21 protein-coding genes and 1 tRNA gene are annotated in these 25,062 nt (G+C 59.7%); 14 read left to right on the top strand and 8 right to left on the bottom strand.

The window, feature by feature from the left end; all coding sequences use genetic code 11:
- Window positions 1–25: 25 nt before the first annotated feature.
- The gene (gene pyrC / locus ACSV9I_RS17865; protein ID WP_438330162.1) at window positions 26–1,063 is read left to right on the top strand and encodes a dihydroorotase; all 1,038 of its coding nucleotides are present in this window, start codon (window positions 26–28) and stop codon (window positions 1,061–1,063) included.
- A gap of 431 nt (window positions 1,064–1,494) precedes the next feature.
- Window positions 1,495–2,664 carry a hypothetical protein gene (locus ACSV9I_RS17870; protein ID WP_438330163.1) on the top strand — a complete coding sequence of 390 codons (1,170 nt, stop codon included), beginning with the start codon at window positions 1,495–1,497 and terminating at the stop codon, window positions 2,662–2,664.
- 57 nt (window positions 2,665–2,721) lie between these two features.
- Here the strand turns inward: ACSV9I_RS17870 and ACSV9I_RS17875 are convergent, their stop codons facing one another.
- Window positions 2,722–2,877: a DUF3096 domain-containing protein gene (locus ACSV9I_RS17875; protein WP_082352356.1), complete on the bottom strand. Its 156-nt coding sequence runs from the start codon at window positions 2,875–2,877 to the stop codon at window positions 2,722–2,724.
- A gap of 179 nt (window positions 2,878–3,056) precedes the next feature.
- Between ACSV9I_RS17875 and ACSV9I_RS17880 the strand changes: the two genes are divergently transcribed.
- Window positions 3,057–3,749, top strand: coding sequence for an orotate phosphoribosyltransferase (locus ACSV9I_RS17880; RefSeq protein ID WP_438330164.1), 693 nt, complete (start codon window positions 3,057–3,059; stop codon window positions 3,747–3,749).
- Between the two features lie 77 nt (window positions 3,750–3,826).
- Window positions 3,827–4,753: a carbohydrate kinase family protein gene (locus ACSV9I_RS17885; protein ID WP_438330165.1), complete on the top strand. Its 927-nt coding sequence runs from the start codon at window positions 3,827–3,829 to the stop codon at window positions 4,751–4,753.
- Between the two features lie 80 nt (window positions 4,754–4,833).
- Here ACSV9I_RS17885 and pgi read toward each other — a convergent pair whose 3' ends face one another.
- A complete protein-coding gene (pgi, locus tag ACSV9I_RS17890; RefSeq protein WP_438330166.1) occupies window positions 4,834–6,462 on the bottom strand; it encodes a glucose-6-phosphate isomerase in 1,629 nt (542 codons plus the stop codon).
- A 102-nt stretch (window positions 6,463–6,564) separates the two neighbouring features.
- Window positions 6,565–8,271, bottom strand: a complete 1,707-nt coding sequence (locus tag ACSV9I_RS17895; RefSeq protein ID WP_438330167.1) for a long-chain fatty acid--CoA ligase — start codon at window positions 8,269–8,271, stop codon at window positions 6,565–6,567.
- Between the two features lie 218 nt (window positions 8,272–8,489).
- On the opposite strand from ACSV9I_RS17895, the gene ACSV9I_RS17900 reads away from it, so the two are divergent.
- On the top strand, window positions 8,490–8,882 hold the full coding sequence (locus ACSV9I_RS17900; protein ID WP_438330168.1) for a PRC-barrel domain-containing protein: 393 nt from the start codon (window positions 8,490–8,492) through the stop codon (window positions 8,880–8,882).
- Window positions 8,883–10,220: 1,338 nt separating this feature from the next.
- On the opposite strand, the gene ACSV9I_RS17905 is transcribed toward ACSV9I_RS17900, so the two are convergent.
- The 3 genes from ACSV9I_RS17905 to ACSV9I_RS17915 all read right to left on the bottom strand — a co-directional run bounded on the left by ACSV9I_RS17905 (window position 10,221) and on the right by ACSV9I_RS17915 (window position 12,502).
- Window positions 10,221–10,296: transfer RNA gene (locus ACSV9I_RS17905), tRNA-Thr, on the bottom strand.
- A 137-nt stretch (window positions 10,297–10,433) separates the two neighbouring features.
- A complete protein-coding gene (locus ACSV9I_RS17910) occupies window positions 10,434–11,495 on the bottom strand; it encodes a DUF1176 domain-containing protein (protein ID WP_438330169.1) in 1,062 nt (353 codons plus the stop codon).
- Between the two features lie 47 nt (window positions 11,496–11,542).
- Entirely contained in the window at window positions 11,543–12,502 is a 960-nt protein-coding gene (locus ACSV9I_RS17915) for an NAD(P)H-dependent flavin oxidoreductase (protein WP_438330170.1), read from the bottom strand.
- A gap of 240 nt (window positions 12,503–12,742) precedes the next feature.
- Between ACSV9I_RS17915 and ACSV9I_RS17920 the strand changes: the two genes are divergently transcribed.
- A complete protein-coding gene (locus tag ACSV9I_RS17920) occupies window positions 12,743–13,948 on the top strand; it encodes a hypothetical protein (protein ID WP_438330171.1) in 1,206 nt (401 codons plus the stop codon).
- Between the two features lie 60 nt (window positions 13,949–14,008).
- On the opposite strand, the gene ppk2 is transcribed toward ACSV9I_RS17920, so the two are convergent.
- Complete coding sequence (ppk2, locus tag ACSV9I_RS17925) at window positions 14,009–14,890, bottom strand: polyphosphate kinase 2 (protein WP_054156188.1); 882 nt, start codon at window positions 14,888–14,890, stop codon at window positions 14,009–14,011.
- A gap of 201 nt (window positions 14,891–15,091) precedes the next feature.
- Between ppk2 and phoR the strand changes: the two genes are divergently transcribed.
- The 7 genes from phoR to phoB all read left to right on the top strand — a co-directional run bounded on the left by phoR (window position 15,092) and on the right by phoB (window position 22,748).
- A complete protein-coding gene (gene phoR / locus ACSV9I_RS17930) occupies window positions 15,092–16,348 on the top strand; it encodes a phosphate regulon sensor histidine kinase PhoR (protein ID WP_438330172.1) in 1,257 nt (418 codons plus the stop codon).
- Between the two features lie 186 nt (window positions 16,349–16,534).
- Window positions 16,535–17,575 carry a substrate-binding domain-containing protein gene (locus ACSV9I_RS17935; protein ID WP_054156419.1) on the top strand — a complete coding sequence of 347 codons (1,041 nt, stop codon included), beginning with the start codon at window positions 16,535–16,537 and terminating at the stop codon, window positions 17,573–17,575.
- Window positions 17,576–17,642: 67 nt separating this feature from the next.
- Window positions 17,643–19,103, top strand: a complete 1,461-nt coding sequence (gene pstC, locus ACSV9I_RS17940) for a phosphate ABC transporter permease subunit PstC (protein WP_054156418.1) — start codon at window positions 17,643–17,645, stop codon at window positions 19,101–19,103.
- Window positions 19,100–20,455: a phosphate ABC transporter permease PstA gene (gene pstA / locus ACSV9I_RS17945; protein ID WP_438330173.1), complete on the top strand. Its 1,356-nt coding sequence runs from the start codon at window positions 19,100–19,102 to the stop codon at window positions 20,453–20,455. Before pstC ends, pstA begins: the two co-directional genes overlap by 4 nt.
- Before the next feature lie 35 nt (window positions 20,456–20,490).
- Window positions 20,491–21,276: a phosphate ABC transporter ATP-binding protein PstB gene (pstB, locus tag ACSV9I_RS17950; RefSeq protein WP_438330240.1), complete on the top strand. Its 786-nt coding sequence runs from the start codon at window positions 20,491–20,493 to the stop codon at window positions 21,274–21,276.
- 46 nt (window positions 21,277–21,322) lie between these two features.
- Window positions 21,323–22,036, top strand: coding sequence for a phosphate signaling complex protein PhoU (gene phoU / locus ACSV9I_RS17955; RefSeq protein ID WP_054156185.1), 714 nt, complete (start codon window positions 21,323–21,325; stop codon window positions 22,034–22,036).
- 28 nt (window positions 22,037–22,064) lie between these two features.
- On the top strand, window positions 22,065–22,748 hold the full coding sequence (phoB, locus tag ACSV9I_RS17960) for a phosphate regulon transcriptional regulator PhoB (RefSeq protein WP_054156184.1): 684 nt from the start codon (window positions 22,065–22,067) through the stop codon (window positions 22,746–22,748).
- Window positions 22,749–22,872: 124 nt separating this feature from the next.
- On the opposite strand, the gene ACSV9I_RS17965 is transcribed toward phoB, so the two are convergent.
- A complete protein-coding gene (locus ACSV9I_RS17965) occupies window positions 22,873–23,421 on the bottom strand; it encodes a GcrA family cell cycle regulator (protein WP_054156183.1) in 549 nt (182 codons plus the stop codon).
- Between the two features lie 422 nt (window positions 23,422–23,843).
- Between ACSV9I_RS17965 and ACSV9I_RS17970 the strand changes: the two genes are divergently transcribed.
- Window positions 23,844–25,040, top strand: a complete 1,197-nt coding sequence (locus ACSV9I_RS17970; RefSeq protein ID WP_438330174.1) for an aspartate aminotransferase family protein — start codon at window positions 23,844–23,846, stop codon at window positions 25,038–25,040.
- Window positions 25,041–25,062: the final 22 nt, after the last annotated feature.

The raw sequence follows: 25,062 nt of genomic DNA on the forward strand, positions 1-25,062 counted from the left end.
CAAAAGCCGCCGGAGATCCCTTGTCATGCGCTCACTCACCATCCGCCGCCCCGACGACTGGCATCTGCATCTGCGCGATGGCGCGATGCTGGAGGGTGTAATCGGCGACACCAGCCGCCATTTTGGTCGTGCGATCATCATGCCGAACCTCGTGCCGCCGGTCGTCACCACGATGGATGCGCGGGCTTATCGCGAGCGGATCGTCAATGCCATTCCGGCTGGCCACCGCTTCGAACCATTGATGACGCTGTACCTTACCGAGCACACCAATCCAGACGACGTCGAGGAGGGCAAGCGCTCCGGCCTGATCACGGCGGTAAAGCTCTACCCGGCAGGTGCGACCACGAATTCCCATGGCGGCGTCCGCGATATGGATAAGGCCATGCCGGTCCTGGAGCGCATGGCGAAGATCGGCTTGCCGCTTTGCGTCCATGGTGAGGTAACGACGCCGGAGGTCGATATCTTCGACCGCGAGAAGGTCTTCATCGACACCGTGCTCGACCCGCTGCGCAAGCGTCTGCCGGAACTCAAGATCACGATGGAGCATGTGACCACGTCTGACGGGATCGATTATATCCGGTCTGCCGATGAAAACCTTGCAGGCTCAATCACGACCCATCACCTGATCATCAACCGCAACGCCATTCTTGTTGGCGGTATCCGCCCACATTATTACTGCCTGCCGGTTGCCAAGCGCGAAAGTCACCGGCTGGCGCTGCGCAGTGCGGCGACGTCCGGCGATGCCCGTTTCTTCCTCGGCACGGATTCCGCCCCCCATGTCGATCCGCTTAAGGAATGCGGCTGCGGCTGCGCCGGCATCTATACCTCGATCAACACCATGAGCTGCCTTGCCCATGTCTTCGAGCAGGACGAGGCGCTCGACAAGCTTGAAGCCTTTACTTCGCTGAACGGTCCCGCCTGGTATGGACTGCTCCCGAACGATGAGACGGTCACCCTTGTTCGGCGTGAAGAGCCGGTTGAGTTTCCGGCAAAGATCGTCACGGGTGCAGGCACGGTCACCGTCTTCGATCCGATGTTCCCGCTCTATTGGGATGTCGTCTGACCTCACCTCCATCTTTTCGTCCATGATCGCCGCACGTCCCCCGACGGCGGCGATTTGTGTGTCTGGCAGACTATCCTATGCGCGAGACCGATGCCGATGGCGGAGCAGTTCGAGAGCGAACTCCATGATCGTCGCTCACGCCTGGCGACGGTGGGCCAATAGCCGCCGCCCCTCATCTCTCTGAAAAACAATAGAGAATCCTAAAGTATGCTTCCGCCGGAAGGCGCGCGCGGGCGTCGAGCTTTTAATACCCCTCAATAATTATAGTATTAATTCCTAAAATTTTAATAAAAATAGATTTATGAACGAATTTGGTTAAATTTACTATGGTTTAGAATTTGTAAATTTTCAGTTTCAATAAAGTAATTCCGTGAATATACATCTCCTCAAGGACGAAATGGTCGTCCAAAAGTTTTGTGAGGAGTTCTGTAGTGCGTACTTCCAAGAATACATCCGGCGGCGGCATTAACCTTTTCTCGAAAAGTGTTAACAAGAGCGCAGTAGTTTTGCTTTCGGCACTGTTCGCATCTACCTCGGTTGGATTGCCGACCGTTCTGTCTGGTTCGATTGCCTATGCGGCGCCGCAGAACCAAAGCGAGCGTGGCAACTCCAACAGCAACAACGATCGCTCGAAGGGCGGCAACCAGCAGCAGGAACGCGATAACGAGCGCGATACCGATGTTGGTGGTCAGAAGAACGAAAAGGGTGAAGAAAAATCTGGCGACAAGACGTCGAAGGAGAAGAACTCCGACGACAGGGCCGGCGGAAAGAAGGAAGAAAAGTCTGCCGATAAGACAAAGGACGTTTCCAAGGAAGAGTCCGAGAACCAGAATGATGGCAAGGCCAAGGAAAAGGCCGATAGCGGGAATGACGCCGGCAGCAACGAGAATACCAACAACAGTCGCGGCAACGACGCTTCACCCAAGGGGCGTGACGAAGAAGAGGCAAGCAAGCCTTCTGAGCGCGAACAGAATGGCGGCGAAGACAAGAAGAATGACGACGAACGGCCGCAGCCAACCACTGGCGACAAGCCCCGCTCCACTGAAGAAGACCAGGCTCGTCCCGACGTCAAGCAGGATGAGAAGCCCGCAAATGAGCGCGGCGGCAAGAAAGAGCGTGACGGCAAGGTAAAGGGCGAGCGGGACAAGAAGGGCAAAAAGCACGAGGCCGAAAAGCCGCGCGGTAAGGGCAAGCACAAGCCTGGCAAGGAACACGGCGAAAAGCCTGGCAAGGGTCCCGGCAAGACTAAGCCCGGCCATGGCCATGACAAGCCACACAAGCCGCACCATCCGAAGCCGGACCCGGTTGAGCCAACGGACCCGACCCCCACTGTCCCAACGGACCCGACGCCCACTGTGCCGACAGCTCCCACAGGCCCGACACCTGCTGTTCCAACAGAGCCGACAGAACCGGCAGAACCGACTCCGACTGTCCCAACAGAACCGGCTCCGACTGTGCCTACCCCGACCACCCCGGCGGAGCCCAGCCCGACGACCAATCCGACCAAGGTGCGTATGACCAAGGAATCGAACAGCTGCGCCCGTCCGGTCTGGTATCTGAAGACCTTCCGTCCGGATTGCGAACTGCCAAAGAGCAAGTAAGTCGATTTCAGAACGCCAAAATGCATGAGGCCCGCAGCAATGCGGGCCTCATCTGTGTCAGGGTGTCATCGTCGACAACTGCGGCCAGAGACCCGTCAGGCCGACAATGATCAGATAGATGGCAACCACATAGTTGAGCAGGCGCGGCATGACGAGGATCAGCACGCCGGCGATCAGGGCGACGAGCGGCTGAATGACGAGATAGTTGTCCATGTTCGATTGACCTTCCTGTAATCGCAAGCGCCGGGTAAAACCCTGAAGACCGCGATTGTTCCACGGCGCATATGGGCTGTGTGTCGGCCCGCACAACAATGCTGGAAGCGCCCGCAAACGCTGGTCAGTTTCACCGCTTGCTGCTATTGCGCTTGGACCGTGACCGATAGGAGCAAGCGATGACCCGGATTTCCTTCACAGACCCCGCCGTCCAGGCAGATCTCGTGGCGAAGATGCTCTGGGAGATCAAGGCGGTGCATTTTAATGCAGCCGAACCCTACAAGCTCTCCTCCGGCATGAAGAGCCCGGTCTATATCGATTGCCGCAAGCTTCTGTCTTATCCGCGCGTGCGCTCCACCGTCATGGATTTTGCCGCCGCGACCTTGATGCGCAATGCCGGCTTCGAGCAGTTTGATTGCATCGCCGGTGGCGAAACGGCGGGTATTCCCTTCGCAGCCCTGCTCGCCGATCGTCTCGGCCTGCCAATGATCTATGTGCGCAAGGCCCCCAAGGGCCATGGTCGCAATGCCCAGATAGAGGGCAATATGCCGGAAGGTTCGCGCGTTCTCGTGATCGAGGACCTGACGACAGCCGGCGGCAGCATGTTCAAGTTCATCGATGCCATCCGCGCTGCCGGCGGCGTAGTTGATCACGGCATCGCACTCTTCTTCTACGGCATCTTCCCCGAGGCTCAGCAGCGCTTTGACGACGGCAAGGTGAAGCTGCACTACATTGCCACATGGCGGAACGTGCTTGCCGTCGCTCGCGAGCAAAAACTGTTCGACGAAAAGACCCTGTCGGAAGTCGAGGCCTTCCTTGATGCGCCGCTCGAATGGTCGGGCCGCAATGGTGGGATTTCGTCTCTCGCCTGAGCAAATGCTCACTGTCGCACTGGAAATCTGATGCGACTTGGTTTAAATCGATTGAAACAGATGACTGGGAGGTCGAGATGATCCTGTGTTGCGGCGAAGCGCTGATTGACATGTTGCCACGCGAAACCACGCTCGGCGAGCGCGCCTTTTCGCCATATGCCGGTGGCGCGATCTTCAACACCGCGATTGCACTTGGACGCTTGGGCATCGAAACGGGCTTCTTCACCGGCCTCTCTGACGACATGCTGGGCGACATCCTGCGTGACACGCTGAAATCCTCGGGCGTCGATTACAGCTATTGCGCCACGCTTTCGCGCCCCTGCACGATCGCGTTGGTCAAGCTGACCAATGGCCAGGCATCCTATGCTTTCTATGACGAGAACACCGCAGGCCGGATGATCACCGAAGCCGATCTGCCCACACTCGACGACACCTGCGAGGCTCTGCATTTCGGCGCGATCAGCCTGATCCCGGAACCCTGCGGCTCCACCTACGAGGCGCTGATGACCCGCGAGCACAAGACCCGCGTGATCTCGCTCGACCCCAATATCCGCCCCGGCTTCATCAAGGACAAAGCCGCCCACCAGGCCCGCATCGCGCGGATGGCCGACATGTCCGACATCCTGAAATTCTCCGATGAAGACCTCGACTGGTTCGACCTCCCCGGCACACAGGACGAACGCGCCGCCTACTGGCTGACACGCGGCGCCAAGCTCGTTGTGCTGACCAAGGGCGCGGAAGGTGCGACCGCCTATACCGCCAATTTCAAGGTCTCGGTCCCCTCGAACAAGGTCGAAGTCGTCGACACGGTCGGCGCAGGCGACACGTTTGACGCGGGCATTCTGGCGTCTCTGAAGCGTCAGGGATTGCTGACCAAGGAGAAGGTCGCGACGCTGTCGGAAGAAGCCGTGCGCGAGGCGCTGACGGTCGGGGCGAAGGCTGCGGCCGTGACGGTGTCGCGGGCAGGGGCCAACCCGCCGACGGCGGCCGAGATCGGGTTCTGAGTTAAGCCTTCAATGGTGGTAAACGAAAAAGGCCGGGAACTTCCCGGCCTTTTGTTGATGTGCTCACACTTGGCAACAGCTTAACCCTGTCGCCGATCTGCAAGCGCCGAGACCAGCCCGACCGTCGAGCTGTCATGACCGGTTGCCGCAACCTTGCCCTGCACCACCGGCAAGAGGCCCGTCGCCAGTTCTTTGCCGAGCTCCACGCCCCACTGGTCGAAGGAATTGATGCGGAAGACGACGCCTTCGACGAAGACGCGGTGTTCGTAAAGCGCGATCAGGCGTCCCAGCGTGAAGGGGGTCAGCTGCTCGTAGACGAAGGTGATCGACGGGCGATTGCCGGAGAAGACGCGGTGCGGGGCGAGGAAATCTGCCTCTTCGTCGGGCACGCCCTTCGCCGTCAGCTGGCTTTTGGCTTCTGCAAGTGTGCGGCCCTTCATCAGCGCTTCCGACTGCGCCAGGCAATTGGCGATCAGGAGTTCATGCTGGTGGCGCAGTTCCGGCTCGAAGCCATTGGCGGCGATCAGGAACTCGGCCGGGATCACGCTCGTGCCCTGGTGGATCAGCTGGTAGAAGGCGTGCTGGCCATTGGTGCCGGGCTCGCCCCAGACGACGGGGCCCGAGGCACCCTGAACCGGCTTGCCGTCGATGGTGACGCTCTTGCCGTTTGATTCCATATCGAGCTGCTGCAGATAGGCCGGGAACCGCGACAGGCGCTGGTCATAGGGCAGGATCGCCCGCGTCGGATAGTTCAGGGCCTTGCGGTGATAGGCGCCGAGCGCGCCGAGCAGCATCGGCAAGTTGGTGCGGAATGGGGCGGTGCGGAAATGCTCGTCCATCGCATGCGCGCCGTCGAGAAACTGGCCAAAGTTTTCCGGTCCGACCGCGATCATCAGCGGCAGGCCGATCGCCGACCAGATGGAATAACGTCCGCCGACCCAATCCCAGAAGCCGAAGACGCGGGACTGGTCGATACCAAAGGCGGCGACCTTGTCGAGCGCGGTTGAGACGGCGCAGAAATGATGCCCGACGGCGGCCTCGCCCAAAGTGTCTGCAATGAATTTGCGCGCCGTCTGCGCATTCGTCATCGTCTCGATGGTCGTGAAGGTTTTGGATGCAACGATGAAAAGGGTGGTCTCGGCGTTGAGCGTCTTCAGCGTGTCGGCGATATGTGCGCCATCAATATTGGAGACGAAATGTGCATTCGGGCCGTCATGGAAGGGGGCGAGCGCCAGGGTTGCCATAACAGGCCCAAGGTCAGAGCCGCCAATGCCGATATTGACCACGTCGGTAATTGCCTTACCGGTCGCGCCTTTGATCGCGCCCGAGCGGATACCCTCGGCGAACGTACCCATGGCCGCGAGCACGCCATTGACGTCGGGCATTACGTCCCGGCCATCGACCATCACCGGGCGGTTGGAGCGATTGCGCAGTGCCGTATGCAGAACGGCGCGGCCTTCGGTGAAGTTGATCGGTTCGCCGGCAAACATGGCGTCGCGCTTGTCGGCCACGCCGGCGGCCTGCAGAAGTTCCTCCAGCAGGTCGAGCACTTCGTCGTTCACCGCGCATTTGGAATAATCCATCAGCAGATCATCGAGCGATGCGGAAAACCGCGAAAACCGTCCGGGATCGGCGGCGAAAGCCGCGCGCAGGTCTTCGGCATGGGTGGCGGCGGCCGCGCTTGTCAGCTTGTCGATGATAGATTGCATCGGAATGTCCCTGGTTCGACGATGATGCCGGGGACCTTATTAGCAGCTTGAGACGGGATCAAGACTAAGGGGAGGCTTGCGCCTCCCCAAATTTAAATCGATTTATTTTCCGTCTCGCAATTCGCGTCGCAGGATCTTGCCGACATTGGTCTTTGGCAGTTCGTCACGAAACTCGATAAAGCGTGGGCGCTTGTAGTTGGTCAGGTTGGCCGCGCAATGCGCCTTCAGATCCTCGATGGTCAGCGCCGGATCCTTCTTGACCACGAAAAGCTTGACCGCTTCGCCTGAATGACCATCCGGCACGCCAACCGCTGCGCATTCCATCACGCCGGCATGCATCGCGGCCACTTCCTCGATCTCGTTTGGATAAACGTTGAAGCCGGAGACGAGGATCATGTCCTTCTTCCGGTCGACGATCTTGGTATAGCCGCGTTCATCCATCAGGCCCATGTCGCCGGAGCGGAAGAAGCCGTCTGCGCTCATGACCTTGGCCGTTTCTTCCGGCCGTTCCCAGTAGCCTGCCATGACCTGTGGTCCGCGAATGCAGATTTCTCCCACCTCGCCGAGTGGCAGTGTATTGCCGTCCTCGTCGCGGATTTCGATATCGGTTGAGGGCAGGGGCAGGCCTATCATCCCACTGAATTCACGCGCGTCCAGCCGATTGACAGTGGCGACCGGCGAGGTTTCGGACAAGCCGTAGCCTTCAGTAATCGGGCGTCCTGTCATCTGCAGCCAGCGTTCGGCAACAGGTCGCTGGATCGCCATGCCACCGCCCAGCACCAGCATCAGGGATGAAAAGTCGAGCTTCTTGAACTCCGGATTGTTCATCATCGCATTGAACAGCGTGTTGAGGCCGGGGAAGATATGCGACTTGAAGCCCTGCAATTCCTTGATAAAGCCCGGAATGTCACGCGGATTGGCAATCAGCAGGTTATGGCCGCCCAACGCCACGCCCATGAGCGAGTTCACTGTCAGCGCAAAGATGTGGTAAAGCGGCAGGGCGCAGACAAAGTTCAGAACATCTGGCCGCGACTGGCTGGCAAAGGCTGCTTCCAGCCACAGCGCAATCTGCTGCTTGTTGGCCAGCAGATTGGCGTGGGTCAGCGTGGCGCCCTTGGAGACGCCGGTGGTGCCGCCGGTATATTGCAGGAAAGCCACGTCGCTGGATGCGACATCGACTGGCTTCAGCGTCCTTTTGGCGCCTTCAGCCAGCATCGTCTTGAAGCTCGTATGGCCGGGAATGGTCCAGGCGGGGACGAGCTTCTTTACCTTGCGCACGACCAGGTTGACGATATGTCCCTTAAGGCCAAGCATGTCGCCCATGGTGCAGACAACGACATGCTTGATGCCGGTGCGGTCGACCACTTGTTGGACGGTATGGGCGAAGTTTTCCAGAACAAGGATTGCCTTCGCGCCACTGTCTTTCAACTGGTGTTCCAGTTCGCGCGGCGTGTAGAGCGGATTGACATTGACCACGATCATGCCGGCGCGAAGGATGCCGTAAACCGTTACCGGGTTCTGCAGGATGTTCGGCGTCATCACCGCGACACGGTCACCTTTGGCCAGACCCTTCGACTGCAACCAGGCGCCAACCTTGCGCGATTGCTCTTCCAACTCGCGGAAGGTCATGCTGCGGCCCATGCTGGAAAAGGCGAGGCGGTCCGAATAGCGTGCGCAGCTTGCTTCAAACAGAGCGCCGAGCGAGGCATGCGCATGAGGCGCAATTTCTGCGGGCACTGAATCAGGATACGAGTTCAGCCAGATCTTCTCGGCGGCGCGTCCGCTCAGGCGGCCCATGGTTTCTGTCATTTATTCCTCCCGAACCGAATTGTCTTTTGCACCCGGTGTAGCACGAGTTCCTCCCCAGGACCCGAAAGCTTAAGCTTTCGCCGCTACGGCGCAAGTCAGATCACGCTATCTAACCTTGACGTAAACGTCAACAATTCTGCGCTGCCCCCTTGGTAGGGGAACCAAGGCGTGCCCAAGTCGTTATTCCCCCGACAGGAGTTCACCAAGGGAGAAAGCTAATGTTGCAGGAAAATCCGACTGTTGCCGGTCAAGACCCCTACGCCAAGGACACGCCGAGCTTGATCGCCAGCGACAAGGTTGAGGGCACGGCAGTCTATGGTCGCGAAGGCGAGCGGATCGGCTCGGTCAAGCGCATCGTACTGGAAAAACGCGGTGGCCGTGTCGCCTATGCCGTGCTGAGTTTCGGCGGCATCTGGGGTATCGGTGATGATTACTATCCCTTGCCGTGGGAAAAGCTGACCTACGATGAAAGCCTTGATGGCTATCGGATCGACATGACCAAGGACCAGATCGAGGCAGCACCCCGCTACCGTGATGACAGCGAAGAGTGGTATCGCAACAACGGGCGCTCGGTTTACGACTACTACGGCGTACCGCCGTATTGGATGTGAGGCAACAATTTCTGACCCAGGGCCTCGCTTTTGCGGGGCCCTTTTTCATGAGCGACAGGTTATGGCGATTTGGACGGCAGCGTAATCGCGCTGCAGCAGGAGAGACGTCAATCAACCCGCCCGAGCCCGTACTAGAACCTACGGCACTCGCGCCCGGGCTTCTCCTGCCACGAATTGAGCGATCCGGAAAGTGCGATTCGGCGCCAACGCACAACCAGGTGACACACATACGACTGATGCGATGATTGCACTGTGTTGTGGAATTGGAAAAATGGTGCCGATTGCAGGACTCGAACCTGCGACCCCATCATTATTCTCGACCATAGGGGAGGGGAAACGCCATCGGTACCGGAATTAGCCACGGCCTCTCACGCCGACCGACAGGATGCTCACGCAGGCTTCCGTATTCGACGCGATTTAGATACGTCCTATAATGCGCTCTACCTGATTGGCCGCTTCGTAGCCCTTGACGGGGTTCCAGCCAGTCATGAGGCTCCAGAAAAAAAGGAGTAACATTTTATCGTCGTCGTAGTCTTCGGACCTGGGATCATTTGAGGCGAGTGCCTTCGTGAGGCGGTGAAGGAATCCAAAAGACTCTTGATCTGCCACGTCGGTATTATTCAGAATGTATATCACATCATCTCGGAGGTTCGACATAACTAGAAATAGGTTCTGGCGGTGATGCGCCTCCAGGCCATTAGCGACGTCATGCCACCGGTTGCCGTGGACCTTGGTGCTTGGCATTTCGAAAAAAGCGCGGAAGGCCTATTGGCGAATTAGGCTCTCAACCAGATCCGGATCTACTGCGGTATGTCCAGAGGCAAAGAGAAACTGATATGTGGCGTCGACGCGAAACGATCGATAGCTGGCAAGAAGATACTTACGTAACCTTGATCGCTTCGCCTGTTCAGGAACTTTCACTAACAGCCAGTAAAACATCACGCTAACGGCAGCACCCAGACCCGCCTCGTACATGAGGTTGTTCCAGAAGGCGGGGTTAGGCGAAGAAAAGCAAACTGAAAAGCGAGCGCAGAGCAAATCCCTGGCGAGTGGGTCCGGGTTTGCTAACGCAACAAACGCTACAGCGGTGGCAAATATTAGCGGAAGGAGCCAATCGATAAGCCTCTGCACAACACGCCCTGCGAATCGGTTGCCTGAAATTAGCTCCCTATGATTAGGACTTACTAGAGAGCAATCCAATACATTTGCAATTCTATGCACCTCAGTGTGCATCGCCAACGGCGCGTCAAGCTGGCTACAGTGTGGCTAGAAGTAAAATAGCCAGTAGCAATCCGGAACAGAGGCCGTACGCAAATCGTTGAATTGTAAACGAAAAAATGGTGCCGCTTGCAGGACTCGAACCTGCGACCCCATCATTACGAATGATGTGCTCTACCACCTGAGCTAAAGCGGCATCGGCAATCGGGCGAATGGCCCGCTGCGATTGGTGAGGCGCTGATACAGGGATTGACGGGCGATTTCAAGCCGGTTTTCCATGGCCGGGGAAAATTTCCCCGGCATCAGGCATTCCGTTATGCAGCACTGGGAGCGCTACTTCAGCGGCCAGGTCTTCGGCCAGCTGCCAGGATCGATTTCGTCGGTCTCGCTGAACTGCTCCGGGCAGTCGCGGAAGGTTTCCTCGACCAGAACAAGCTGCGGCCCCATGGAGCCTTCCGAAATGCGCCACTGGCTGTAGGTGCCGCAGTCGCCGACGCCACGACCCTTGAAGAAGGATGAAAACTGCTTCTTTTCCCAGTCATAGGCAAGATTGAATGCCTGGAGGCTGGCACTGGGTGCGCCGTCGACCATGCCGGGGAAGGGAAGGGGCGTGATCATGTCGAAGGAATCGACGAAGGCGACATAGGGCATGTTGTAGGCGCCGCTCATGCCGCAAGGCGTGACATAGATCGTCGTGTCTTCGTCGAGTGCGTGCGACAGCGCGTTGCCATCGAACATGCTGGGATCGGTATCCGCGCAGTCGGCGCCTTCAGCGAAATGGATGCGGATTGCCTCCGGCAGCTCGGCGATCGTCTTGAGATCGGTGACAGGAAGAGGCGGGTTGGGTGCCTTGTCCCCCTTGGCCGTCATGGCGTCCACATGTCCTATGCGGTCTTGATACTCGTCGATGAACAAGAGGCTCGCGGCCGCACCGGCCAGCGGAAGCTCACCCTTGGCACTCTTGTCGCCCCGCCTGAGGGTTATGGTGGCGATCGTGCCGTTCTTCAGGCTGTCGATGAGCCCGTTGCCGATGAGGTCACCACTGACTTTGAATGCATAAGCGCTGGCATCGGCCACGACAGACGACCCCTTCATGACCAGCGGCTCAGCCCCGTCGACCGTAATGGTCACTTGCGCTTCCCCCGCGTTTTCGGTCACGGCATTGTCGTTTGGCGAGATCACAAGCGTCACGGGCGATTCCGGTTTGCCGCTGCGCTGCAGCTCGAAGCTGGACACCGGATTGTCGGAGAGGAATTGCCGCATGGTGCACGAGCGGGTCTGGCTGCAGGAGACCTGCCAGGACTTGAAGTCCTTATAGGCTCCGTCGTCTGCTTGGCCGGAAAAAGCGCTTCCCAGGAGGGCGGCGAGCGTAAGGGATAGTTTCAGGTGGCGCATGGGGTCCCCGCAAATCGAATTCTGCGGGGACGCTAGCAGTGCGAGCCTCAGCCGCAAATGGCCTTTTTTGCGCTGATATATTCGCGTTCCAGCCGGTCGACGACAGCGGCAACCGGCTCAACCGCCTTCACGGCGCCGATGCCCTGGCCGCAGCCCCAGATATCCTTCCAGGCCTTGGCCCCGGTGGTTGCCTTGTCGAAGTCCATTTTCGATGGGTCGGCTTCCGGCAGATTGTCCGGATCCATTCCCGCAGCAACGATCGAGGGCTTCAGATAATTGCCGTGAATGCCGGTGAAGTAGTTCGAATAGACAATGTCATTGGCATGCGCATCAACGATTGCCTGCTTGTAAGCATCAGAGGCGCGAGCCTCGTTGGTGGCAATGAAGGGGGAACCGATATAGGCCATGTCGGCCCCCATGGCCTGGGCCGCGAGCACGGCACCGCCATTGGCGATGGCGCCCGCCAGCAGCAGCGGCCCATCGAACCATTCCCGGATCTCCTGAACAAGCGCGAAGGGTGAGAGCGTTCCGGCATGGCCGCCAGCCCCGGTCGCAACCGCAATCAGCCCGTCCGCGCCCTTGCGGATTGCCGAATTTGCATGCCGGTTGTTGATCACGTCATGCAACACGATCCCCCCATAGGAATGCACGGCGGCATTTACCTCCGGCACGGCGCCGAGCGAGGAAATGACGATGGGCACTTTGTACTTCACGCACATCGTCAGGTCGTGCTCGAGCCGCTTGTTCGACATGTGCACGATCTGATTGACCGCAAAGGGCGCGGCGGGGCGGTCGGGGTACTTCGCATTGTGGGATGCGAGGTGTTCGGTGATCTCGGCCAGCCATTCGTCGAGTTGTGCCTCTGGCCGGGCATTGAGGGCCGGGAAGGAGCCGACAATGCCCGCCTTGCACTGCGCGAGCGTCAGTTGCGGATGCGATATGATGAAGAGTGGCGAGGCGACGATAGGAAGCCTCAATGTGTCTTTCAGGATCGGCGGTAAGGCCATCACTTCACCTCCCAGGAAGTTTACGTTTACGCAAACGTCAAATAGCAGATCGTGGACACGGTGGAAAGTCATCTCGCCGGGCGTCTTTTGGCCCGGTTTCGGCCCCGCCGTGGGCGTATTCCCTGTGTTTATTCTGCGCCCCGGCAAGTTTCCGCACTTGCCCTGCAAATATCGAGGGTTTACCGAGTCATGTATGAGAGAGCCATGTCACGAGCGGTCCCCCAAGGAGAATGGCACCCAATGAGTGGATTGGAAACAGCCATCAGGAACGCTCTTGAGCGGTCGGATCGCGATAACGCTGAAACCCGCGCCCGTATCTATCAGTCTGCCCGCCAGGCGCTGGAGACCGGGCTGCGCAAGCAGAACATAGACGATCCCGAGGCGATCAATTTTCAGCGCCGCAGGCTGGAAGCCCTCATTCACGACATCGAGCGTGAAGAGCGCATGCGACGGCTTGAGGCTGAAGCTGCGGCAGCACGTCTGCAGCAGGCGGCCGCCACCCTATCTGTGCCGGAGCGGCCCGAGCCTTCCCTCGATATGCAGCCGGCAGCGCGGCAGACCGCACCACGGCCTGCAGAGCAGGGCGGCGCGCGCCAGGAGCCGGGATTTGCAGCCTTCAATCCCGCGCCCGTGGCGGAAGATCGCACGAACCGCGATCCCGCCTTCGGCGATGATTTCTCCGCATCCCCTGTCGGAGCAGGCCAGGATCGGCACCTGGAAGATGAGGGTCCGATACCGGACATGCGCTCCGAACGTGCCGTGGCCCCACGACGCCAACGCGGTGCCGTTGCAAGGTTGATGATCAGCGTGATCTTTCTTGCCGCCATCGCTCTTGGCGCATGGTGGGTCTATACGTCAGGGCTTCTGCTGACGGATGCGGAGCGTGACACCAGCGTGCCCAATCCGCCGCCGCGTGTCGAATCCGAAGATTTTACCGGAGATCCGGCTGGCCAGACCCCGCAGGGGCCGCAGGCAATTGACACGCGCGGTGGCTTTTCTGACGCTTGGATTGACGTCTTTTCGCCGGCGCAGATCTCAGCGCTGCGCCCTCGAGCCAATGCGCTCGTCGATGTGGTCACCGCGAGCGATGGCGAAGCGGTTCGCCTCGTATCGCGCAGCGGCGATGAGCAGGGTTCCGTTGAGGTTGCTGTTCCGACCGAAGTGCTGCGTGAACTGGCGGGACGCACATCCACCATCGCGCTCACCTTGCAGTCTGTCGATGACAATCCGGTCCAGATTGCCGTGGATTGTGAATTCCCGCGCATGGGCGATTGCTCCCGCCACCGCTTCACCGTCAATGCCCAGAAGATCGATGCGCTCTTCCGGGTTTCCTTTGAAAACGGCATGGCGCCGTCGACGCCGGGAAGCCTGGTAATCAACGGGGATATCGCTGGCACGGGTCGTGGAGTGAATATCTACGCGATCCGGGTCCTGCCGGGGCAGTGAGCCGGCGAACATGCCGTGGCGCCTGTCCTTGTGAGGCAAGGCGTCACGCGCTGTCGTCTCTCACTTGAGGAAGCCCGGGCCGTTGCCGATGATTTTCTTGTCGAGCTTGCCGATCTTCTCTTCGTCTTTGCCTTCGTAGTCGAGCGACAAAAGGATATGGCGGATCATGTTGAGCCGCGCCCGCCGCTTGTCATTGGCATGCAGAACCGTCCAGGGCGCGCGGTCTGTATGGGTTTCCTTCAGCATCCGGTCGCGCTTCGCGGTGTAGTCGTCCCACTTGTTCAGCGCTGCGATATCCATCGGCGAGAGTTTCCAGCATTTCAGTGGATCATGTCGCCGGTCGTGAAAACGCTTCAGCTGCATTTCCTGGCCAATATCCAGCCAGAATTTGAAGAAGTGGATGCCCTCCTGCGCGATAAGCTTTTCAAAGCGCGGGGTCTGTTTGAGAAAGCTTTCATATTGATCCGGCGTACAGAAACCCATGACCGGCTCGACGCCGGCGCGGTTGTACCAGGAGCGGTCGAACAGCACGAATTCGCCGGCGGTCGGGAAATGCGAGACGTAGCGCTGGAAATACCACTGCCCCCTCTCGGTCTCGGTTGGTTTCGTCAGCGCCACGACCCGCGCTGAACGGGGGTTCATGTAGGAGAGGGTCGCATGGATCGCGCCGCCCTTGCCGGCCGCGTCGCGTCCCTCAAGCAGCGCCATCACCCGCATGCCTGTCTTCTGCATCCAGAACTGAACCTTGACCAACTCGATCTGGAGCGCCGTCAGCTCCTTCACGTAGTCCTTCTCGGAGAGCTTCTTGTCGTAGGGAAAGTCACCGGATCGAAGCGCCCTGTCATCGATCGCCGCCGGCAGATCCGGAGCGTCGATATCGAAAAGCAGCTTCTCGCCCCGGATCGATACGGTCACAGCACGGCTCTCGCTCTTTGAATCCATGCATCTCTCCCATTCATGCACAATTATTCGACCGGCCTAAATGAGCCCAAGCGCCCTTTGCTTTCAAGCCTTCTGCGTTCGTTTGACGTGAATTGCGTGCATCACCGGGGGTATCTCTTTCAGCGTCATGGCAGAGCCGGGATACATCTGTCATGAATCAGCGCTATCAGCAGTCTGTGTTGCAAGCATGAGGCCGGGCGCGTGACGAATGAAGACATGACAGGCGGCTGGCGCCGCGATCTGAGGCACTTGCTGGCGAGCTGGATTTACATCCTTGCCGCTGCTTTGCTCGCGCTGGCTTCCTATATGGCAGGTGCGGCGACAGGCTACGCGGTGGTGCTCTTCATGCTGCTTTTTGGCCTGGTCCTTGTTCGCAACGTCCCATCGGATGACCATACGGCATCGACCGTACCGGTCGTGCCGCAAAACGCCGCACTGCCTGATCCCATGCCGATGATCCGGGCGACGATCGATGCGCTCGATATTCCGGTGTTCGTGCTCGGGCGAGGGGCCGACCTGATGGCGCAAAACAGTGCCGCCCAAAGGACGTTCGGCGACCTTGCTGCGGGACAGCATGTCTCTGCACGCTGGCGCTCGCCGGGCATTCTCGACATGATCAGCGAAACGATCGAAACGGGTGCACCGAACCAGCTCGAACATTCTGAGCGTCTGCCGTCCGAGCGCGCCTACATTGTGCGCGTCGCTCCGCTTGAGCCGCGCGATGCCGCCGAGCAGCTATTTCTCTTGTCCTTCAGCGATATCTCGGAACTCCGCCGCCTTGACCGTATGCGCAGTGACTTTGTCGCCAATGCCAGCCATGAATTGCGCACGCCGCTGGCCTCCTTGCGCGGTTTCATCGAAACCATGCAGGGCCCCGCACGCGAAGATCCCAAGGCGCGTGAGCGCTTCCTCGCAATCATGCTGGATCAGGCCAATCGCATGAGCCGACTGGTGGACGACCTCCTGTCCCTGTCGCGGCTGGAGCTGAAGGCACATGTTCCACCGGCCGAGAAGATCGATCTCGGCCCGGTGCTTGGCCATGTTCGAGACAGTCTTGCACCTCTTGCCGGGGATCTCGGAGTCGATATCCGACTGCACCTGCCGGAAGGGCGACTTGAAGTCAGTGGAGATCGAGACGAGCTGGTTCAGGTCTTCGAGAACCTGATCGAGAATGCCTGCAAGTACGGACAGGAAGGCAAGGTGGTCGATGTGACAGTCCGCCGCGAGCCGGGCGGCGCGACGGAAGTGAGTGTTCGTGACAGTGGGCCGGGTATTCCGGCCGAACATGTGCCGCGACTGACGGAGCGCTTCTACCGCGTGAATGTCGAGGACAGCCGGTCGAAAAAGGGTACGGGTCTTGGACTTGCCATCGTCAAGCATATCCTCACCCGCCATCGGGCCCGGCTGATTGTGAAGTCCGAAATTGGCAAGGGCAGCGACTTCACCGTCAGATTTTGACATGAAACTCTCGATCTGAAAAGGGCGATTGAAATTTTGCCATTTAATTCAATCGCTTGGGCTGTCACAAATGTTTCATCGAACTGACATAAAAGCGTGAGCCAAGAGCCGCTAGAACGCAGCTGCCGAAGCTTGGCAGACGCCGCAACGGCCGCAAAGACACACAAGCCCTTCTGGGAGAAGATCATGAACGCTCTGAAACTTTCCGTCGCTGCATTGGCGGCCACCGTGGCTTTCGCCGGCGCTGCCATTGCCCGCGACCAGATCCAGATTGCTGGTTCCTCCACCGTTCTGCCATACGCTTCCATCGTTGCTGAAGCTTTCGGTGAAAACACCGATTTCGCGACCCCGGTCGTTGAAGGCGGCGGTTCTGGCGCTGGCCGTAAGAAGATGTGCGAAGGCGTGGGTGAAAACACCATCGACATCGCCAACTCTTCGTCGCGCATCAGCAAGTCGGACATCGAGCTCTGCAAGACCAACGGCGTGACCGACATCCAGGAAGTCCGCATCGGTTACGACGGCATCGTCTTCGCTTCGGAAATCGCAGGTCCGGAATATGCATTCACGGCTGCCGACTGGCACAGCGCGCTTGCAGCTAAGGTCGTCAAGGACGGCAAGCTCGTCGACAACCCCTACAAGAACTGGAACGAGATCCGCGCCGACCTGCCGGCTCAGCCGATCCTCGCTTTCATCCCGGGCACCAAGCACGGCACCCGCGAAGTCTTTGACGTAAAGGTCATCGAAGCTGGCTGCGAAAAGGACGGCACGCTGGAAGCCATCCTCGCTTCCAACGGCGGCGACAAGGACGCTGCCAAGAAGGCCTGCAACGCCCTGCGTACCGATGGCGTCTCGGTCGACATCGACGGCGACTATCCGGAAACGCTGGCTCGCATCGCAGCCAACAAGAACGCCATCGGCGTCTTCGGCCTGTCCTTCTACCAGAACAACACCGACAAGCTGCGCGTCGCCACCATGGAAGGCGTCGTTCCGTCGGTTGAGACGATCGCTGGTGGTGAATATCCGGTTTCGCGTCCGCTCTACTTCTACGTCAAGAACGCACACCTCGACGTAATCCCGGGTCTCCAGGAATATGTAGAGTTCTTCGTTTCCGACGAAATCGCTGGCCCGAATGGTCCGCTCGCCGCTTACGGCCTCGTATCGGATCCGGAACTGGCCAAGACGCAGGCAGCCGTCAAGGCTCGCACGCCGATGGCGCCGCTGAACTAAGTCTGACGAATGACCGGCGGCACAATCGTGCCGCCGGTTTCCGTTTCCAGGAGACATGGCGGGCAAGATGGACGTGAGCATTATCATCCTGGGCGTATTGGCCCTTGCGGCAATCGGCTACGGCCTTGGACGACGGAGGGCGATAGCCCTGTCGGCCGAGCGTGGCATGAAGCTGCATTCTCTTCCCGGATTCTACGGTCAGACCGTCGCGCTGGTTACAGCTGTTCCGGCCCTGATCCTGCTGATGATCTGGCTCACCCTGCAGCACCCTGTCATCGACAGCCGTATCAGCGGTATGATCACAGACGCTTCGGTTCCCGAAGGTGGCGCTCATAGCCTCGTTATGGCGGATGTCCGTCGCATTGGTGATGGTCTGGCTGTCCTACAGGACGCCGACGCAAAAACTGGTGCAGATGTCGACATCAAGGCGCTCGACGCCGACAACATTCGCGCCCGCCTCGCCGAAGCCGGTATTGCGCTCGGCGCCGATGTTCCGGCAGAAGTTTTTGAAGCTGCAAAGGCCTATCGGCAGGACATCGATTTCAGCCAGATGCTGATGTCCATCGCGGTTCTTGCGCTTGCCATTGGCGCGCTGCCGCTTGCTTACATCCGCATCGATCCCGAGCTTCGTGCTCGCAACATCAGCGAGAGCTTCGTCAAGGCTGTCCTGATGATCTCCTCGCTCGTCGCGATCCTGACGACCGTCGGCATCGTTGGGTCTCTGGTCGTAGAGACCTATGTCTTCTTCACGATCTACCCAGCCCAGGATTTCTTCTTCTCAACCGTCTGGAACCCGCAGTTCCGTGGCGGCTCTGACCTCGGCATCCTGCCGCTGCTCTGGGGCACCTTCTATGTGTCGCTGATCTCTCTCGTGATCGCCGTTCCGATCGGCCTGATGATCGCCGTCTTCCTGTCGGAATATGCAGGCCCGAAGACGCGCAGCATCGTCAAGCCAGCGATTGAAATGCTCGCAGGCATTCCGACCATCGTGTATGGCCTCTTTGCCCTCATAACCGTCGGTCCTTTCCTGCGCGATTGGCTGGCTCAGCCGATGGGTCTCGGAAATTCGTCCTCGTCGGTCCTGACAGCCGGCCTCGTCATGGGTGTGATGATCATACCCTTCGTGTCGTCGCTCTCGGACGACATTATCAATGCCGTTCCTCAAGCCCTGCGTGACGGTTCTTATGCACTGGGCTCCACCCAGTCCGAGACGATCAAGCAGGTCGTTCTGCCGGCCGCCCTTCCGGGCATCGTCGGTGCGGTCCTGCTGGCCGCCAGCCGCGCGATCGGTGAAACCATGATCGTCGTGCTCGGGGCAGGCGCCTCCGCCAAGCTTGATCTCAATCCCTTCGAGGCCATGACAACGGTGACCGTGAAGATCGTCAGCCAGCTGACGGGCGACACCGAATTTGCAAGTCCTGAGACGCTTGTCGCCTTTGCGCTTGGCCTCACCCTGTTTGTCATCACCCTGCTTTTGAACGTGATGGCGCTTTACATTGTCCGTAAGTACCGGGAGCAGTACGAATGACCGACCTCACCGCATTCGGAGCCCCCGTCGCAAAGGGGCAGACCAAGTCTCTTTTGAACCTGGACGAACGGACACGCCGGCGCAACCGGGCCGAAGCCCGGTTCCGCCTTCTCGGCAAGGCCGCCGTTGCATTCGGCATCATCGCGTTGGTCGGACTTCTGACCTCGATCCTGTCGAACGGCCTGTCGTCCTTCCAGCAGACCTACATCACGATTGACGTCTTTCTCGACCCGGCCAAGCTCGACCCTGCCGGCACCCGCGATCGGGCGGCCGTGGCCAAGGTTTCGACCTTTGGTTACGCCCCGCTGATCGAAAAGGCGCTCGGTGATGCAATTGCCGAAAAGGGTCTCGCGGCCGGAGGGCTGACGCCGAAGGCTGTTGCCGAGCTCATCTCCAAGGAAGGCCCGGCCAACCTGCGCGGCTTTGTGCTCGCTGACCCCTCGGTCATCGGCCAGACGATCTCCTTTGACTTGCTCGCTGCTGGACGCATCGACGGCTACTACAAGGGCCGTGTGACCATGGACAGCGCGAAGCTGGACAGGAATGTCTCGCCAGAGCAGCTGGCGCTTGCCGACACGTTGAAGCAGGCCGGTATCCTGGTGACCAAGTTCAACTGGTCCTTCTTCACCTCGCCAGATGCTTCGGACACGCGTCCGGAAGCCGCAGGCCTCGGCATCGCGATCATCGGATCGGCCTATATGATGCTGATCGTCCTGGTTCTGTCGCTGCCAATCGGCGTCGCCACCTCGATCTATCTTGAGGAGTTTGCGCCGCAGAACTGGTTTACCGATCTGATCGAGGTGAACATCGCCAATCTGGCGGCCGTGCCCTCCATCGTCTTCGGGATCCTGGGCCTTGCCGTTCTGATCAACTTCGTCGGCCTGCCGCAGTCGGCGCCCGTCGTCGGTGGTCTCGTTCTGACCCTGATGACGCTCCCGACCATCATCATTGCCACACGTTCGGCGCTGAAGGCAGTGCCGCCGTCGATCCGGGATGCGGCACTCGGCGTGGGTGCCTCGAAGATGCAGTCGATCTTCCACCACGTCCTGCCGCTCGCCATGCCGGGCATCCTGACCGGTGCGATCATTGGTCTTGCTCGCGCCCTCGGCGAAACGGCGCCGCTCCTGCTCATTGGCATGGTGGCTTTCGTCAAGGAATTCCCAGCCGGTCCGCCGGATGGTTTCTTCCAGCCCGCCTCGGCGCTGCCGGTCCAGGTCTACAACTGGACGCAGCGCGGCGACCCGGCCTTTGTTGAGCGTGCCTCTGGCGCCATCATCGTCCTGCTGGTCTTCCTGATCCTGATGAACTTGGTAGCAATCATTCTGCGTCGCCGGTTTGAGCGTCGTTGGTAAGGGGGTGTATGATGATGAACAATCTCTCGACTAAGATGACCACGACGAAAGCGCCAATCATGACTGAATCCAAGATCACCGCACGCGATGTGCAGGTTTACTACGGCGAGAAGCAGGCCCTGCGCGATGTGAACATCGAGATCCGTCCGCGCTCTGTCACCGCCTTCATTGGCCCGTCGGGCTGCGGCAAGTCGACCTTCCTGCGTTGCATCAACCGGATGAACGACACGATCGCCAGCTGCCGCGTCGAGGGCAATATCCTGATCGACGCCGAGAATATCTACGACGCGAAGGTTGACCCCGTACAGCTGCGCGCCAAGGTCGGCATGGTCTTCCAGAAGCCGAACCCGTTCCCGAAGTCGATCTACGAGAACGTCGCCTACGGCCCGCGCATCCACGGTCTGGCCAAGAACAAGGCGGACCTTGATGAGATCGTGTCCGTTGCCCTGCAAAAGGCAGGCCTGTGGAACGAGGTGAAGGATCGTCTCGATGCCGCTGGCACCGGCCTTTCCGGTGGTCAGCAGCAGCGTCTGTGCATCGCGCGCGCCGTGGCCGTCAGCCCGGAAGTGATCCTCATGGACGAACCCTGCTCGGCACTGGACCCGATCGCGACCGCCAAGGTCGAGGAGCTGATCCACGAACTGCGCGAGAACTTCACCATCGTGATCGTCACCCATTCCATGCAGCAGGCGGCCCGCGTGTCGCAGCGGACGGCGATGTTCCATCTCGGCGAACTCGTCGAAGAAAACGACACCGACAAGATGTTCACCAACCCGGATGACCAGCGCACCCAGGATTACATCATGGGCCGCTTCGGCTGAGCCGAAAACAGACCCACGGCCCAACCCAATTCAAGGAATATCCGCGATGGCTTCGACCCATATCTATTCGGCTTTCGATGAAGAACTGAAATTCCTGATGCGCCGCATCTCCGAAATGGGAGGTCTCGCGGAGCAGATGGTCGCCGAAAGCGTACGCGCCCTGGTGAATTCCGATGCGGCTCTCGCTCAGAAGATCATTTCCGACGACGTCCTGATGGACGCGATGGAAAAGGAAATCGGCGAAAAGGCCGTGATCACCATTGCCAAGCGCCAGCCGGTTGCCGCCGACCTGCGCGAGATCATCGGCGCCCTGCGCATCGCAGCGGATTTGGAACGCGTCGGCGACCTCGGCAAGAGCAACTCCAAGCGCGTGGTTGCCATCCAGGCGACGGGCGTTCCGCGCAAGCTCGCCCGCGGCCTTGAGCATCTCTCGGATCTGGCGCTCGCTCAGCTCAAGGAAGTGCTCGACGTCTACACGACCCGCTCCGCCGAAAAGGCGAAGTCGATCCGGGACCGCGACGAAGAGATCGACTCGATCTATACTTCGCTGTTCCGCGAGCTGCTGACCTACATGATGGAAGATCCGCGCAACATCACCAGCTGCACGCATCTCCTGTTCTGCGCCAAGAACATCGAGCGTATCGGCGACCACGCCACGAACATCGCCGAGACCATCTACTACATGACCACCGGGGCAGCACCCGAGGGCGAGCGTCCGAAGGAAGACCTCACCTCATCAGTCGGTGCGATAACCGAGTAACCGGGTCCCGAGACGAGGTGACGTTCTGATGCAGCCGAAGATTGCCGTCGTGGAAGACGAGGAGGCGCTGAGCGTTCTCCTGCGCTACAATCTCGAAGCCGAAGGCTATGAGGTCGAGACCATCATGCGGGGCGACGAAGCCGAAATTCGGCTTCAGGAGCGGGTTCCCGATCTGCTTCTGCTCGATTGGATGCTCCCGGGTGTGTCGGGAATCGAGCTCTGCCGTCGCCTGCGCATGCGGCCGGAAACCGAACGGCTTCCGATCATCATGCTCACGGCACGGGGTGAAGAGAGCGAGCGCGTCCGCGGTCTGGCCACGGGTGCTGACGACTATGTCGTCAAGCCCTTCTCCACGCCGGAACTCATGGCCCGGGTCAAGGCCATGCTGCGCCGTGCCAAGCCCGAAGTCCTGTCCAGCGTCTTGCGTTGTGGTGATATCGAGCTGGATCGCGAAACCCATCGCGTTCACCGCAAGAGCCGCGAAGTGCGGCTTGGGCCTACCGAGTTCCGCCTGCTGGAATTTTTGATGGTTTCCCCGGGTCGCGTCTTTTCACGCTCTCAGCTGCTCGACGGCGTCTGGGGTCATGATATCTATGTCGACGAACGCACGGTTGATGTGCATGTGGGACGCCTGCGCAAGGCGTTGAACTTCTCCAACATGCAGGATGTGATCCGCACTGTACGCGGCGCGGGCTATTCCATGGAAGCCTGATCCGAACGCCATCTATTCCAGCAAAAGGCCGCCCCGGGAAACCGCGGGCGGCCTTTTGATGCATGCGGTATGCACAAACGAAAACAGGCCCCGAAGGGCCTGTCTGATGATCGCTGAACTCGTTTTAACGAGCGGCCCGGCGACGATCGCTGACCGGCTGGTAGGCGAGCTTCGCATGATACGTGCAATAGGGCGACGCGTCGTTGATCTCGCAGCCGCAAAAGTGGAAATCGTCCTTCATCGGGTCGCCGATCGGCCATTTGCAGGTCCGCTCGGTCAGTTCCGTCAGGGCGAGGCGGCGCGAAATCGGCACCACCACGTTGAGCGCCTGGCGCGGAGCGGCCTGCTCGAAAATCTCGATCGCCGCATCTTCCTTCAGCGCGACCGAACCGGATGCCCGTGCTGCGGGGCGTGCCGTTGCAGCCTGCGGGCGTGCCGGAAAACCGGCGGGACGCGGCGCCGGCGCCGGGCGCTTTGCCGGACGCGGCGTGCTTGTGCTGCCGCCGGCCTTGGCGCGGCCGGGCAGGTTCAGGCGATGGACCTTGCCAATGACGGCGTTGCGGCTGACGCCGCCACCCAATTGTGCTGCGATCTGACTTGCGCTGAGGCCATCGGCCCACAGACGCTTCAGTTTTTCAACTCTGTCATCTGACCATTGTGCGTTTGCGTTCATGCCATATCTCTCCGCCGCTAGCGTGTTCATGGCAGAATCCGTCACCGTCGCCGCGGATGAATCCGCGGCAGCCCGCCTCGTAACTTTTGGTGATCAATTCCGCCGCATCAACTCGATTTATTGAAAGTTAACCTAGTGTCCGGGTGACTCCGTGACAAGAGTCGGGAGAATCATCTGGAATCGATTTCGCGGTTTTCCCCAACTTGCTGGACGAGTGAGTCAAGTATGCAACAGGTCGAAATATTCGAATGGTTTGCTGTCGCGGTGCCCGTGTATGCGCCCCGCAAGCCCTTGTAGCCGTGACTTTCGTTGACATTGCAATGCGAAGTGCGGATAGTGCCGGCGCCGCCGTAAGGCGGCATTTTCAATTTGTCCCTTCTGCTTTGCGAGTGGATGGGCCGTTCCAGGAAGGATCTCCGCTGATGGCTGATGCGACGCCGCTCTACCAGACCTACAATCGGGCGCCGATGCGCTTCGAGCGAGGTGAGGGCGTCTGGCTGATCACGGAAAAGGGCGAGCGCTATCTGGATTTTGCCGCTGGCGTCGCGGTGAACTCATTGGGCCACGCCCATCCGCATCTGGTGGACGCGCTGAAGGCGCAGGCCGACAAGGTCTGGCATGTGTCCAACCTCTATGAAGTGCCTGGCCAGGAAGAACTCGGTCGGCGGCTGACAGAGGCCACATTTGCCGACCGTGTCTTTTTCACCAATTCGGGTGCCGAAGCGCTGGAATGCGCCATCAAGACGGCGCGCCGCTACCATTTCGCCAAAGGCCATCCGGAGAAGTTCCACATCATCACGATGGAAGGCGCATTCCACGGACGCACCATCGCCACCATCGCGGCCGGCGGCCAGGAAAAATACCTGGAAGGCTTCGGTCCAAAGGCGCCAGGATTTGATCAGGTCCCCTTCGGTGATCTTGATGCGGTCAAGGCTGCAATCACGGATGCGACGGCTGCTGTTCTCGTCGAGCCCGTTCAGGGTGAGGGCGGTATTCGTCCGATCCCGGTCGAGATGCTGCGAGCCTTGCGTGACATCTGCGATGAACACGGACTGCTCCTGATCCTTGATGAAGTTCAGTGCGGCGTCGGCCGGACCGGCAAGCTCTTCGCCTATGAATGGGCCGGCATCACGCCCGATATCATGGCGGTCGCCAAGGGTATCGGTGGCGGCTTTCCGCTCGGCGCTTGCCTTGCAACGGATGACGCAGCTGAAGGCATGAAGGCTGGAACCCATGGCTCCACCTATGGCGGCAACCCGCTGGCCATGGCTGTCGGCAATGCCGTTCTCGACGTCGTTCTTGCGGACGGCTTCCTGGAGCATGTTCGCGACACGGCGCTGGTGTTCCGCCAGGGGCTGGCATCGCTGAAGGATCGCTTCCCGGATGTTATCGAGGATATCAGGGGCGAAGGCCTGATGCTCGGCATCAAGGCGAAGATTCCGAATGTCGAGCTGCTCATGGCGATGCGCGCCGAGCACTTGCTAGGCGTTCCGGCCGGCGACAACGTCATCCGCCTGTTGCCGCCGCTGACGGTGACGGCCGAAGAAGCGCGCGATGGTCTCGCCCGCATCGAGCGCGCTGCAGAGCGCGTGCGTGAAACCCTCGCCAAGTCTGCGTGATACGACCGGACCACAATACCGA

The organism is Rhizobium sp. G187 (assembly GCF_051549525.1).
GTDB lineage: Bacteria > Pseudomonadota > Alphaproteobacteria > Rhizobiales > Rhizobiaceae > Allorhizobium.

Bases quoted from the DNA above. Each gene is read 5' to 3' on its own strand.
- pyrC (WP_438330162.1), top strand. From the start codon at position 26: ATGCGCTCACTCACCATCCGCCGCCCCGACGACTGGCATCTGCATCTG.
- ACSV9I_RS17875 (WP_082352356.1), bottom strand. From the start codon at position 2,877: ATGGACAACTATCTCGTCATTCAGCCGCTCGTCGCCCTGATCGCCGGC.
- ACSV9I_RS17880 (WP_438330164.1), top strand. From the start codon at position 3,057: ATGACCCGGATTTCCTTCACAGACCCCGCCGTCCAGGCAGATCTCGTG.
- ACSV9I_RS17885 (WP_438330165.1), top strand. From the start codon at position 3,827: ATGATCCTGTGTTGCGGCGAAGCGCTGATTGACATGTTGCCACGCGAA.
- pgi (WP_438330166.1), bottom strand. From the start codon at position 6,462: ATGCAATCTATCATCGACAAGCTGACAAGCGCGGCCGCCGCCACCCAT.
- ACSV9I_RS17895 (WP_438330167.1), bottom strand. From the start codon at position 8,271: ATGACAGAAACCATGGGCCGCCTGAGCGGACGCGCCGCCGAGAAGATC.
- ACSV9I_RS17900 (WP_438330168.1), top strand. From the start codon at position 8,490: ATGTTGCAGGAAAATCCGACTGTTGCCGGTCAAGACCCCTACGCCAAG.
- ACSV9I_RS17910 (WP_438330169.1), bottom strand. From the start codon at position 11,495: ATGCGCCACCTGAAACTATCCCTTACGCTCGCCGCCCTCCTGGGAAGC.
- ACSV9I_RS17915 (WP_438330170.1), bottom strand. From the start codon at position 12,502: ATGGCCTTACCGCCGATCCTGAAAGACACATTGAGGCTTCCTATCGTC.
- ACSV9I_RS17920 (WP_438330171.1), top strand. From the start codon at position 12,743: ATGAGTGGATTGGAAACAGCCATCAGGAACGCTCTTGAGCGGTCGGAT.
- ppk2 (WP_054156188.1), bottom strand. From the start codon at position 14,890: ATGGATTCAAAGAGCGAGAGCCGTGCTGTGACCGTATCGATCCGGGGC.
- ACSV9I_RS17935 (WP_054156419.1), top strand. From the start codon at position 16,535: ATGAACGCTCTGAAACTTTCCGTCGCTGCATTGGCGGCCACCGTGGCT.
- pstC (WP_054156418.1), top strand. From the start codon at position 17,643: ATGGACGTGAGCATTATCATCCTGGGCGTATTGGCCCTTGCGGCAATC.
- pstA (WP_438330173.1), top strand. From the start codon at position 19,100: ATGACCGACCTCACCGCATTCGGAGCCCCCGTCGCAAAGGGGCAGACC.
- pstB (WP_438330240.1), top strand. From the start codon at position 20,491: ATGACCACGACGAAAGCGCCAATCATGACTGAATCCAAGATCACCGCA.
- phoU (WP_054156185.1), top strand. From the start codon at position 21,323: ATGGCTTCGACCCATATCTATTCGGCTTTCGATGAAGAACTGAAATTC.
- phoB (WP_054156184.1), top strand. From the start codon at position 22,065: ATGCAGCCGAAGATTGCCGTCGTGGAAGACGAGGAGGCGCTGAGCGTT.
- ACSV9I_RS17965 (WP_054156183.1), bottom strand. From the start codon at position 23,421: ATGAACGCAAACGCACAATGGTCAGATGACAGAGTTGAAAAACTGAAG.
- ACSV9I_RS17970 (WP_438330174.1), top strand. From the start codon at position 23,844: ATGGCTGATGCGACGCCGCTCTACCAGACCTACAATCGGGCGCCGATG.